Here is a 12,013-nt window from a genome sequence, read left to right as displayed (position 1 = left end):
ATCAGATCAAACGCTGCCAAGCCGTTGAGGGGATTGGTTTTCTCACTGCGGTAGCGCTCACGATGGCGTTTCAACGAGGCGAGTTTGAAAGGGCCGATGCCTATATCGCGTTCCTGGGAATGGACTTGAGAGTATCTGACTCGGGGCAAATGAGCGGACGTCGCTCACTGAGTAAAAAAGGAGACTCGGAGATCCGTCGATTGCTGCATAACGCGGCCTCAGCAGGTATCAAGTCAAACGCTTGGAAACCGCTCTATGAAGGCTATCTGGCCAGAGGCCTGAAAACGACTCAGGCCTTGGTTATCATTGCTCGCAAGCTGGCGCGTATCGCGTTCTCCCTCATGAAAAACCTAAGCGAATACCAGTCGAAAGCGGTTTTGAGGGCTTCCCCCCAACCATAGAATCTCCCACATTTTATCGGCGGTGTTTTATAGACCGGCGGCAACTTCAATTCCCTAAACACTGATTTACCGCAGCATCTCTGTAACATTCTGCAACGATCATGACGGATATCCTCCCTCAACACTGGATGTTCCGGCATGGCAACCCCTTCGCTGACCGCCTCCACCGCCTCCGTCACCAACGATCCCAAACCGCGCCTGGACAAAAAACCGGGCCTGGTGACGGTGATCATTTTCTTCGCCGTACTCGCCATGGGCCTGTTGTTCACCGCCTACAGCCTGATGCACGACATGCACGAGCTGGGCACGGTGGTCACCACCTGGACGCCGTTCCTGCTGCTGGGCGTGGCGCTGTTGATCGCCCTGGGCTTCGAGTTCGTCAACGGTTTCCACGACACCGCCAACGCGGTGGCCACGGTGATTTACACCAACTCATTGCCACCGCATTTCGCGGTGGTGTGGTCGGGCTTTTTCAACTTCCTCGGCGTGCTGCTATCCAGCGGCGCGGTGGCGTTCGGCATCATCGCCCTGCTGCCGGTAGAGCTGATTTTACAGGTCGGCTCCTCCGCCGGCTTTGCGATGATCTTCGCGCTGTTGATCGCCGCGATCCTGTGGAACCTTGGCACCTGGTGGCTGGGGCTGCCGGCGTCGTCGTCCCACACCTTGATCGGCTCGATCATCGGCGTGGGCGTGGCCAACGCACTGATGCATGGCCGCGACGGCACCAGCGGTGTGGACTGGGGCCAGGCGATCAAGATCGGTTATGCGTTGCTGCTGTCGCCGCTGATCGGCTTCGCCTTCGCCGCCCTGCTGTTGCTGGCGCTGCGGGCCTTCGTGAAAAATCGCTCGCTGTACAAAGCGCCGAAAGGCGACACCCCGCCGCCGTGGTGGATTCGCGGCATGCTGATCGTCACTTGCACCGGCGTGTCGTTCGCCCATGGTTCCAACGATGGCCAGAAGGGCATGGGCCTGATCATGTTGATCCTGGTGGGCACCCTGCCGATGGCCTACGCGTTGAACCGCACCATGCCGGCCGGTGAGTCGTTGCAGTTTGCCGCGGTGGCCGAAGTCACCCAGGCCGCCCTGGTAAAAGCGGCGCCGCAACTGGCCCCCGCCGACTCTCGCGGCACCTTGTCGACCTACGTACGCACCAAGGAAGCCACCCCGGAACTGGTGCCCGCCCTGGCCGCCATCACCGGGCATATCGGTGAGGAAGTGAAGAGCTATGGCTCCCTCGCCGCCGTTCCGGCCGAGGCCGTGGGCAACGTGCGTAACGACATGTACCTGACCAGCGAAACCATCCGCCTGATGGACAAGGGCAAGGTCGGCAACTTCGACGCCGACACCCAGAACAAGCTGCAACTGTTCAAGCAACAGATCGACAACGCCACACGGTTTATCCCGCTGTGGGTCAAGATCGCCGTGGCCATCGCCCTCGGGCTGGGGACCATGGTCGGCTGGAAACGTATCGTGGTGACGGTGGGCGAGAAGATCGGCAAGACCCACCTGACCTACGCCCAGGGCGCATCCGCCGAGATGGTGGCAATGCTGACCATCGGCGCGGCAGACATGTATGGCTTGCCGGTGTCCACCACCCATGTGTTGTCGTCGGGTGTGGCCGGGACCATGGTGGCGAACGGCGGTGGCTTGCAGATGAAGACCATCCGCAACTTGCTGATGGCCTGGGTGCTGACCTTGCCGGCGGCGATTCTGTTATCGGGTAGCCTGTACTGGCTATTCACCCAATTGTTCTGACACAACCCGATAAAAATGTGGGAGCGGGCTTGCCTGCGATAGCGGTGGTGACTGATACACCGCTATCGCAGGCAAGCCAGCTCCCACAGGGGTTCGGCGGCGTTCTCAGGTATTAAACAACCCGCCCATCAGCTTCAGCCGCTTCTTGTACACCCGCCGCGCCTCCAACGCTTCCTCCAGCGTCACCGCCACAAACCCCGCCCGCTGGTTCGGTTGCATCTGCCCGATCAGATCCAGGTCGGCACTGATCACCGTGCCAATCATCGCGTAGCCCCCGCCCGACACCGCGTCCCGGTGCAGCACGATCGGCTCCAGGCCCGCCGGCACCTGGATCGAGCCGATGGGGTAGCAACTGTCGACGATGTTCGACGGATCGGACCCGGCGCCAAACGGTTGTTCCCGTGGCTGAAAGCTCAAGGCATTGCCGCCCTTGAAGCGATAGCCGATGCGGTCGGCCTCCGACCCCACCGTCCAGGGCTCGGCAAAAAAGCTGGTTTTGGCGGCGGGCGTCAGGCGCTCGTAGTACAGCCCCGGCACCACCCGCAGGGTCACGTCCCCACCCACCGATTGGCGCAACGCCATGGGCAAACTGTTCCCCGCCCGGCCTTTGCCGCTGGCTTCGCCCACGGGCAGTTCATCACCCTCCACCAGCCGCCGCCCCTGAAACCCGCCCAATGCGCCGAGGGTGTAAGTCGAGCGACTGCCCAACACCAGTGGCACATCGATGCCACCGGCCACCGCCAGGTAAGTCCGCGCGCCGGCCCTGGGAAATTCAAAGCGCAGCACTTGCCCGGCCCGCACTTCAAACGCGGTATCCTGATGCACCACCACGCCGTCCAGGCGCGGCGACATCAGCGCCCCGCACAACGCCACCAAGGCATCCTGCTGAAACTCCAGCTCCGGCCCGATCAACGTGCATTCCAGCCCGGCAGCGCCGATGGGGTTGCCCACCAGGTGGTTGGCCGCGCTCAACGCGTATTGGTCCAGGGCGCCGGATGGCGGGATGCCGAGGTGGTAATAACCTTCGCGGCCAAGATCCTGCACGGAGGTGGCGAGGCCAGGTTTGAGTACCTTGATCATGCCAGCGCCTCCTGCAGGGTTTTCGGGTAGCCGATGGGGTCGGCGAGAAAGGCGTCGAGGGAAAACTCCACCGGGCGGATGCGCAGGTCGAAGCATCCTGCGTCCACTTCTGCCACGGCCAGGTCATAGGCGTCGCGGTCCATGGGTTTGAACTGCACGATGTCGCCGGGGCGGAAGAACACCATGTGCTCTTTCAGGTAAGCCAGTTGCTGTTGCGGGTCGTAGATCGGCGCCGGGGTGACGCCGAACATCTGGTAACCGCCGGCGCCGCGTACCGAATAGATACAGCCGAAGCAGCCGCCGTGGCCGAGGGTCAATTTCGGCGTGTCGGTGCGTGGGCGCAGGTACTTGGGCACCTGCAACTGCCGCTCGCGTTCCACCATCTGGAACATGAACGGCAAGCCCGCCACAAACCCCACCATCGAGACAAACCACGGCGCGCCACTGTGGGCCGCGATAAACGCGTCCACATCCGCCAGGCCGTTGATCCGCGCTGCGTATTCCAGGTCGGTGCCGGTCGGGTCCTGATGACGGTCGCGAAAGCGCATCAGGGTTTCATGGGTCCAGGGGTCGTTGTACAGCACCGGGATTTCGATGATGCGGGTGTGCAAGGTACGTTCGGCCACGGCCTGGGCTTCGGCGCTTTGTACCGCGTCGAGCAACACGTGGGGCGCGATGCGGTCCGGGTCGAAGCGAATCTGGAACGAGGCATTTGCCAGGCAGACGTCCAGCACACCGTCCAGGGCCAGGCGCTCCACCGCGCGGGTGACGGCCATGCCCTTGAAGAAAGCCTCCAGGGACATGCTCTCGCTGACCTCGGCAAACAGGTGTTCATCACCGCCAAAGCTGTAGCGGATCGGGGAAGATTCAGCCATGTCTGTTCCTCTTGGAATCATTGTAGAAAGGCAGGCAAAAAATCAGTCAGACCCGGTGTCTGGGCACCGGTGTCGGTCAGCGGGGTGTGCGTACTTCGATGCCCGCCTGATCCAGCGCTTCACGAGTGGCTTCCACCAGTTCAAGGGCGCCGGGGGTGTCGCTGTGCAGGCAAATGGAATCGAATTCGATAAACAGGTCTTCGCCTTCAACCGTGCGCACCAGGCCGGTCTGGCAGGCACGCAGGACACGCGCCGCAACCGTCGCCGGATCCAGCGCCCGCACATTGCGGGTAAACACGATGGAGCCGGTGAGATCGTACTCACGGTCGGCATAAAACTCCCGCACCACCGGCTGGCCGAGTTCCTTGGCAATGCGCCAGATCACCGAGTTGGGCATGCAGTACAGCAACAGCGTGGGTTCCAGGCGTTGCAGGTTTTCCACCAGCAACCGCGCCGCTTCTTCATCCCGCGCCAGGTGCATGTACAACGCGCCGTGGGGCTTGATGTGTTGCAGCGTCAGGCCCTGCACCCGGGCGATTTCCCGCAGGGCGCCGAGCTGATAGAGCATGTCGTCCACCAGCTCCTGGGCCGGGGCGTTGATATGGCGTCGGCCGAAACCTACGAGGTCGCGAAAACCCGGGTGCGCGCCAATCGCCACGCCCAACTGCTTGGCGCGTTCGACGGTACGGCGCATGGTGCCCGGGTCGCCGGCGTGAAAGCCGGTGGCGATGTTGGCCGAGCTGATGTAGGCCATCAGTTCGCTGTCGACGCCGTCGCCGATGGTCCAGGGGCCGAAGCCTTCGCCCATGTCCGAATTGAAATCCACTGCCTGCATCGGGGTCGCTCCGTTGAAGTTCTTGCGATGGAAATTAGGCTGCGGCTTGACCCCTTGGGAAGATCTATTATCAGATGGCCCATCTTCTGAAAATCAGATACCCGATACTGATCGTTCCCACGCAGAGCGTGGGAGCGAGCGGAGAAACCAATGTCCCTGACCCTGCGCCAAATCCGCTACTTCGTCGCCACCGCCGAAATCGGCCAGATCTCCCAGGCGGCGATTCACCTGAACATCTCCCAATCGGCGGTGACCACCGCGATCAAGGAGCTGGAAGCGATGCTCGGCGCGCAGCTATTCGTGCGCTCGGCCCAGGGCATGAGCCTGACCGACGCCGGGCGGCATTTCCTCAACCGGGCGTATGTGATTGTGCGCAGCGTCGACGATGCCCTGAACAGCCCGTTGCCGGACTACCGCGCCAGCGGCGTATTGCGGGTGGCCGCCAGCTACACCGTGCTCGGTTACTTCCTGCCGCACCACTTGCAGCGCATGGAACACTGGCACCCGGACGTGACCATCGAGGTGTTCGAACAGGAACGCCAGGCCATCGAACACGGCCTGCTTAACGGCCAGTTCGACATGGCCGTGGTGCTCACCGCCAACCTCACCCACGCGGATATCGTCTCGGAAATCCTCTTCAACTCCGAACGCCGCCTGTGGCTGCCCAGCCATCACCCGTTGTGCGAACGCCCCGCCGTGAGCCTCGCCGATGTGGCCAGGGAGCCGTACATTTTCCTCACCGTCGACGAAGCCGAACAAAGCGCCATGCGCTACTGGGAACAGGCCGGGCAAACCCCCAAGGTGCGGCTGCGCACCAGTTCGGTGGAGGCAGTGCGCAGCATGGTCGCCAACGGCAGCGGCGTGGCGATCTTGTCAGACCTGGTGCATCGCCCGTGGTCACTGGAAGGCAAACGCATCGAAACCGTGAGCGTCACCGACAAGGTCACGCCCATGAGCGTCGGCCTGGCCTGGCACCGCGAGCGCGATTTCACTCCGGCGATGCAGGCGTTTCGGGATTACTTCCATGATGCATTCCTGGCGCCGCAGCAGTTGTCTGCCCGGCGTTGAAAGCAGCCTGCAAGGTGGCGGCCAGCCAATCCATGAACACCCGCACCCGCAGCGGCAAATGCCGTTGGCCGGCGTACAGCAGGGACACGTCCAGTGCCGGCGCCGGATAGTCCGCCAGCACCGCCACCAACTCGCCGCTGGCCAGTTGATCGTGAATGCCCAGGGCGGGCACCTGGGTCAGGCCAAAGCCACCGATGCACGCCGCCCGGTAAGCGTCGGTGCTGTTGACCGTGACGCGCCCGGCCATGGGAATCCGCTGCACCTTGTTGCCTTGTACGTATTCAAACCCTGGAGAACGTGAGCCCAGCGGGCGTACGTAATGCACCAACTGATGGTGAGCCAAATCAGCGAGCGTCCTGGGTACGCCGTGGCGCTTCAGGTACGCAGCACTGGCGCAGTTGATCATCGGCATGCTGCACAACAAGCGGGCTACCACCGACTGGTCCGGCTGCGCACCGACGCGCAAGACGCAGTCGAAACCTTCCGCCAGCAAATCAACCTGGCGGTCGGTGCTGCTGATTTCCAGCTCGATCAGCGGGTGCAGGTCCATGAACTCGGGCAGGCGCGGCAGGATCAATTCCCGGGCCATGACATTGGGCATGTCCACCCGAATGCGCCCCGCCAGCTGCGCTTCATCCTGGCGAAACAAGCCTTCCAGCTCTTCCATGTGCGACAGCAAATCCTTGCTGCGCTCATACAGCACGCGCCCGTCCTGGGTCGCCTGGACCTTGCGCGTGGTGCGCTGCAACAGGCGCGCGCCCAGCAACTCTTCCAGCGCCTGCACATGCTCGGAAACCGTGGAGCGCGGCAAGCCCAGGCTCTCGCCCGCCTGGGTGAAACTCGACAGTTCGGTGACGCGCACGAAGGTACGCAGCAACTCTAGTTTGTTCATGGGATTGTTCGCCTTATCCGGCCAGTGATTCCGGCATAGCTCTGTTTATCACGTTATGGCCGGACAAATACACTCAGTCCCACGAACCATCACACGCCCCGAGGACTTCACCATGACCCGTAAAATCGCACTCATCACCGGCGCCAGCCGCGGCCTGGGCAAAAGCGCTGCGCTGCACCTGGCGGCACAAGGCGTCGACATTATCGGTACCTACAACAGCGCAGCGGACGAAGCCCAGGCCGTGGTCGCCCAAGTCGAAGCGCTGGGCGGCAAGGCGGCCATGCTGCAACTGGACGTCAGCCAGAGTTCCACCTTCGAGGCGTTCACCGCCCAGGTCGGCTCGGTATTGAAGGACGTGTTCGGCCAGGCGCACTTCAACTTCCTGATCAACAACGCCGGGGTCGGCGCCCACGCCAGCTTCGCCGACACCACCGAAGCGCAGTTCGACCAACTGGTGGCGATCCACTTCAAGGGCCCGTTTTTCCTGACCCAGAAACTGCTGCCGCTGATCAGCGACGGTGGCCGCATCATCAATATCTCCAGCGGCCTGGCGCGCTTCAGCCTGCCGGGTTATTCGGCCTATGCCTCGATGAAAGGCGCGGTGGAAGTGCTGACCCGCTACCAGGCCAAGGAACTGGGTGCCCGTGGCATCACCGTCAACACTCTGGCCCCCGGCGCGATTGCCACCGACTTCAGCGGCGGCGTGGTGCGCGACAATCCGGACGTGAACGCGATGGTCGCCAACAACACCGCCCTCGGTCGCGCAGGCTTGCCGGATGATATCGGCGGGGCGATTTCTACCCTGCTGGCCGACGGCAGCAACTGGATCACCGGGCAACGGGTCGAGGCCTCGGGCGGGATGTTTCTGTAACGCGCTCGGATTCTCCGCTAGCATCAATGCTTTCGGTTACCTGACAGGCAATCACCCATGAGTTTTGATCCTGGACTGGCCGGTGGCATGGGCGTACTGGCCGCCGTGGTCGACAGCGGCAGTTTCGCCCGCGCCGCCGACAGCCTGGAGATGACGCCTTCGGGGGTCAGCCGGGCTATTTCGCGGCTGGAAAAACGCTTGGGCATCCGCCTGTTCGACCGCACTACCCGCTCGGTGCAATTGACCGACGAAGGTCGGCGTTTCTACCAGGAAATCGCCCCGCTGCTGGCCGGCCTGGAAGAAGCCGCCAGCTCGGCGGCCGACAGCGCCCTGACGGTGCGCGGGCGGTTGCGGGTGAACATCGACCCGTACTTTTCGCGGCTGGTGCTGGGGCCGGTGCTGGGTGAATTCATGAGTCAGTACCCGCAGTTGCAGTTGGACCTGCACACACGGGATCAACTCGGGGACCTGGTGGCGGATGGCTTTGATTTGGCCATCCGTTTTGGCATTCCGCAATCGTCCTCGCTGATCGCCCGCAAGCTGATGGAAGTGCGGGTGCTGACGTTGGCCTCGCCAGCTTATCTCGAGCGGCATGGTCGCCCTTCACACCCCAAGGACCTGGAAGACGGCCAGCACGTGTGCATCGACTTTCGCGACTCCCAGACCGGCCGGCCGTTTGGCTGGGAATTCCACCGGCCGGGCGAGCAGGTCAACATCGCCACCAGCGGGCGGCTGGTGGTCAACGATGCAGGGACCTTGTACAGCGTGTGCGAACACGGCCATGCCGTGGCGCAAATGCTCGACCTTGGGCTGGCACCGGCGCTGGAATCCGGCGCGTTGATCGAGTTGTTTCCCGACTGGCCCGACGAGCGCTTCCCGTTGTATGCCTTCTACCCATCGCGGCATTTGCCGGCGGCCAAGGTGCGGGCATTCCTCGATTTTGTGGCCGCCCTACAACCCCTATAGGAGCTGGCTTGCCGGCGATGACGTATCCAAAATCGCCATCGCCGGCAAGCCGGACTCCTACGCGGTGCGCATCCGTTTCTGCAGGATCCGCTCCCGCGCGGCGTCATACGCCCAGTGATACACATAGGTGTACGGCAGGAAAAACAACAACACGCCGATGTCGAGGATAAACGCCTGCATCAGGCTGATGTTCAGCCACCAGGCAATCAACGGCACACAGATCGCCACCAGGCCGCCTTCAAACATCAACGCATGCAGCACGCGGGTCCACACCCCGCCGGACAGTTGCAGGCGCGCCTTGAGACGGTCGAACAGGCCGTTGAAAATCACGTTCCAGGCCAGTGCCATAAGGCTGATGGCCAAGGTCACGACGCCCATCTCCAGGGCCGGTTTATCCATGATCCACGCCAGCAGCGGTGTACAGATCAACAAGGCCAAACCTTCAAAACCAATGGCCTGCCAAACGCGTTCAGTAATCGACTTGGTGGGTGTCATGACCCGTTCTCCGTGAGTGACGATGGTTGCCATCATTACCCTTTGACTCGATACTTCATAACCAATAACCATCGATCAAGGCGATAGTCATGGCATCCCACGAAGTGCTTCAGGCGTTTGTGCAGGCGGCGACCCACGGTTCGTTTTCAGCGGCGGCGCGCAAGCTGGGCAAGAGCCAGTCCACCGTCAGCGCGGCGGTGGCCAGCCTGGAGATTGACCTGGATGTGGTGCTGTTTGATCGCAGCAGCCGCAAGCCGACGCTGACCCCGGCCGGGCATGTGCTGCTGCAACGCGCCGAGCAAGTGCTGGAAGCCAGCAGCCGCCTGGAGTTGGCGGCCAGCCAGTTGTCCCAGGGGTTGGAGCCGAAGTTGAGTATCGCGATGTCCGATACGTACCAGTCGGACCGTTTCGAAACCGCCCTCAGCGCCTTCGAGGAGCGCTACCCGGACCTGGAACTGGAATGCCTGATCGCCGAATGCGAGGACTTGATCGCCCTGGTGCAAAGTGGCCGGGCGCAGATTGCGTTTATCGAGATGCAGGAGGTTTACCCGCCGGACCTCACCAGCACCACCGTGGAAGAGCGCACGGAAATCGCGCTGTTTGTCGCCCCCAAACATCCGCTGGCGAACCTTGCGGACATCGACCAGCAAACCCTGGAACAACACCGCGAACTGCGCCTGGCGAGCATCATCAACCCGAATGAAACCCGCGGCCTGGGCCGAGTGTGGTCAGCGCCCAGTTACCTGATGCTGATGGAAATGGCGCAGCTGGGTTTTGGCTGGGCACCGCTGCCGCGCTGGCTGGTGGAGCGGTTTGGCGGCGACCACCTGTGTGAAATCAAGGCCCGGGGCTGGCCGCGCTCGGTGGCGGTGGACGCGTTGTGGTCACGCCAGCATCCGCCCGGCCCGGCCGGCAGTTGGCTGCTGGGCAAGATGCTGGAATAACGCCGGAACACACTATTCGCAACAATGAAGATCAAATGTGGGAGCTGGCTTGTCTGCGATAGCGGTGTGTCAGTCACCACCGCTATCGCAGGCAAGCCAGCTCCTACATTGAATTTGCGGTGAATTCAAAGGCGCCGTCAGGCGGCTTCAATCTGCGGCGGGCGGTTGTTCTGGAAATACTCATGCAAGGCCCGCAACGCCGGCAACTCCAGGGCCTGGGCGGCAAAGCACAAGCCCACCCGACGCGTCGGTGCCGGCAGGTGCCAGGGGCGAATCACCACCCCGGCCCGCTCCGTCGCCAGCGACTGCGGCAACATCGCCACGCCGACACCGGCCGCCACCATGTGCAATGCCTGGGTCAACGAACCGGCATGCCCGGCCACCGCCTGGGGCGAGCGGCCGTACAAGGCCATCAGCCGTTGGTGGGAATCATGCTGCGGGCAGGTGATCCAGTCTTCGATCGGCGCCCAGGCCTGCTCCTTGCCGCCCGCCGCCATCGGGTGCGCAATCGGCAGCGCCATCACGTAGGACTCTTCCCAAAGCGGCAGGAACAATTCGTCCTCGCAGCACATTTCCTCTACCGCCAGGCGCCCTTCTCCTTCGCAGCCTTCCTGCAAGGTCAGCAGCAAACCCGGCAGGCCCTGGTGCGCCATGCGCAGGAAAGTTTCGATCTGGCTGTCGGCAATATCGCCTTCCACCCCCAGTTCCAGGGCGATGCGGTTTTCGCGCCCGCGAAACAAGCGGCTCAATGCGTCGGCCTCGGCCACCATGCGCCGGGCTTGCGGGTACAGCACCCGCGCCTCGTCACTGACCTCGACCCCACGAGACTGGCGCAGAAACAGCGCCACGCCCAGTTCTTCTTCCAGTTGCTTGATAGTCACCGACAACGTCGGCTGGCTGATGAACAGGCGCTGGGCGGCGGCGGTGATATTGCGTTCCTCGAATACCGCGAGAAACGCCTTGAGATGACGCACATCCATAGTTAATACCGATGACAGACAGAGGAATAAGGCATTTTTCAGCCAGCCGAGGGCTAAATATACTGCGCGCCACGTTCAGTTATTTGTTTTTCTTATTTCAGGAGTTCCATCATGAGCAAGCCATTGATCATCATCACCGGCGCCAGTTCGGGCATTGGCGAAGCCACCGCGCGCTTGCTGTCGGCCGCCGGCCACCCGGTGTTGCTGCTGGCCCGCCGCGTCGACCGGCTGAATGCGCTGGAGTTGCCGAACACCTTGAGCCGCGGTGTCGACATCACCGACCGCGCCGCGCTGGTGGCAGCGGTGAAAGAAGCCGAAGCCCAATTCGGCCCGGCCGATGCACTCATCAACAATGCCGGCGTGATGCTGCTGGGCGCGGTCAGCGAACAGGACCCGGCACAGTGGGAGCAGATGCTCGACGTCAACGTAAAGGGCCTGCTGAACGGCATCCATGCGGTGGCTGGCAGCATGGTCAAGCGCAAGGGCGGCACCATCATCAACGTCAGCTCGGTGGCCGGGCGCAAGACCTTCCCCAACCACGTCGCCTATGTAGGCACCAAGTTCGCCGTGCATGGGATTTCGGAAAACCTGCGGGAAGAAATGTCGCCGCACAATGTGCGTGTGATCACCATTGCGCCGGGCGCGGTGGAAACCGAACTGCTGAGCCACACCACCGACGAAGCCATCAAGACCGGCTACCAGGCGTGGAAACAGGACATGGGCGGCACCGTGCTGAGCGCCGATGATGTGGCTTCGGCGATTGCCTATGCCTACCAGCAGCCGCAGCATGTGTGCATTCGCGAGATCGTGTTGGCGGCGACGCGTCAGCAGCCGTAACTCATTCATCAAGA

General features: G+C 62.5%; 13 protein-coding genes. 7 read left to right on the top strand and 6 right to left on the bottom strand.

Going from position 1 to position 12,013, the window contains the following annotated elements; all coding sequences use genetic code 11:
• Positions 1–401, top strand: a 401-nt coding sequence (locus tag HX811_RS28340; protein WP_177048390.1) for a transposase, incomplete at its 5' end; no start/stop codon positions are given.
• 138 nt (positions 402–539) lie between these two features.
• A complete protein-coding gene (locus tag HX811_RS28335; protein WP_177048388.1) occupies positions 540–2,156 on the top strand; it encodes an inorganic phosphate transporter in 1,617 nt (538 codons plus the stop codon).
• A gap of 105 nt (positions 2,157–2,261) precedes the next feature.
• Here the strand turns inward: HX811_RS28335 and HX811_RS28330 are convergent, their stop codons facing one another.
• From HX811_RS28330 to HX811_RS28320, 3 genes are all read right to left on the bottom strand, one after another.
• Entirely contained in the window at positions 2,262–3,236 is a 975-nt protein-coding gene (locus HX811_RS28330) for a biotin-dependent carboxyltransferase family protein (protein ID WP_177048386.1), read from the bottom strand.
• Complete coding sequence (locus tag HX811_RS28325; RefSeq protein ID WP_177048384.1) at positions 3,233–4,111, bottom strand: allophanate hydrolase subunit 1; 879 nt, start codon at positions 4,109–4,111, stop codon at positions 3,233–3,235. Before HX811_RS28325 ends, HX811_RS28330 begins: the two co-directional genes overlap by 4 nt.
• A 76-nt stretch (positions 4,112–4,187) precedes the next feature.
• Complete coding sequence (locus HX811_RS28320; RefSeq protein WP_003211441.1) at positions 4,188–4,946, bottom strand: 5-oxoprolinase subunit PxpA; 759 nt, start codon at positions 4,944–4,946, stop codon at positions 4,188–4,190.
• Between the two features lie 150 nt (positions 4,947–5,096).
• On the opposite strand from HX811_RS28320, the gene HX811_RS28315 reads away from it, so the two are divergent.
• Positions 5,097–6,014 carry a LysR family transcriptional regulator gene (locus HX811_RS28315; protein ID WP_003211439.1) on the top strand — a complete coding sequence of 306 codons (918 nt, stop codon included), beginning with the start codon at positions 5,097–5,099 and terminating at the stop codon, positions 6,012–6,014.
• On the opposite strand, the gene HX811_RS28310 is transcribed toward HX811_RS28315, so the two are convergent.
• Positions 5,935–6,906, bottom strand: coding sequence for a LysR family transcriptional regulator (locus HX811_RS28310; RefSeq protein WP_177048382.1), 972 nt, complete (start codon positions 6,904–6,906; stop codon positions 5,935–5,937). The two genes, HX811_RS28315 and HX811_RS28310, sit on opposite strands and share 80 nt — an antisense overlap.
• A gap of 112 nt (positions 6,907–7,018) precedes the next feature.
• On the opposite strand from HX811_RS28310, the gene HX811_RS28305 reads away from it, so the two are divergent.
• Together HX811_RS28305 and HX811_RS28300 are read left to right on the top strand one after the other, a co-directional pair.
• Positions 7,019–7,777 (top strand): SDR family NAD(P)-dependent oxidoreductase, encoded by a 759-nt coding sequence (locus tag HX811_RS28305; RefSeq protein ID WP_177048380.1) that lies wholly within the window; start codon positions 7,019–7,021, stop codon positions 7,775–7,777.
• Positions 7,778–7,834: 57 nt separating this feature from the next.
• Complete coding sequence (locus tag HX811_RS28300) at positions 7,835–8,743, top strand: LysR family transcriptional regulator (RefSeq protein ID WP_102605209.1); 909 nt, start codon at positions 7,835–7,837, stop codon at positions 8,741–8,743.
• 57 nt (positions 8,744–8,800) lie between these two features.
• On the opposite strand, the gene HX811_RS28295 is transcribed toward HX811_RS28300, so the two are convergent.
• Complete coding sequence (locus HX811_RS28295) at positions 8,801–9,238, bottom strand: multidrug/biocide efflux PACE transporter (RefSeq protein WP_177039797.1); 438 nt, start codon at positions 9,236–9,238, stop codon at positions 8,801–8,803.
• Between the two features lie 89 nt (positions 9,239–9,327).
• Here HX811_RS28295 and HX811_RS28290 point away from each other — a divergent pair, with 89 nt between their 5' ends.
• A complete protein-coding gene (locus tag HX811_RS28290; protein WP_177048378.1) occupies positions 9,328–10,182 on the top strand; it encodes a LysR family transcriptional regulator in 855 nt (284 codons plus the stop codon).
• Between the two features lie 137 nt (positions 10,183–10,319).
• Here the strand turns inward: HX811_RS28290 and HX811_RS28285 are convergent, their stop codons facing one another.
• Positions 10,320–11,162, bottom strand: a complete 843-nt coding sequence (locus HX811_RS28285; RefSeq protein WP_177048377.1) for a LysR family transcriptional regulator — start codon at positions 11,160–11,162, stop codon at positions 10,320–10,322.
• 111 nt (positions 11,163–11,273) lie between these two features.
• On the opposite strand from HX811_RS28285, the gene HX811_RS28280 reads away from it, so the two are divergent.
• On the top strand, positions 11,274–11,999 hold the full coding sequence (locus HX811_RS28280; RefSeq protein ID WP_177048375.1) for an SDR family oxidoreductase: 726 nt from the start codon (positions 11,274–11,276) through the stop codon (positions 11,997–11,999).
• Positions 12,000–12,013: the final 14 nt, after the last annotated feature.

This window comes from Pseudomonas sp. F8002, assembly GCF_013385495.1.
Taxonomy (GTDB): domain Bacteria; phylum Pseudomonadota; class Gammaproteobacteria; order Pseudomonadales; family Pseudomonadaceae; genus Aquipseudomonas.
The sequence above is the reverse complement of the archived record's forward strand: the minus strand, read 5'-3'. Positions and strand labels throughout refer to the sequence as shown.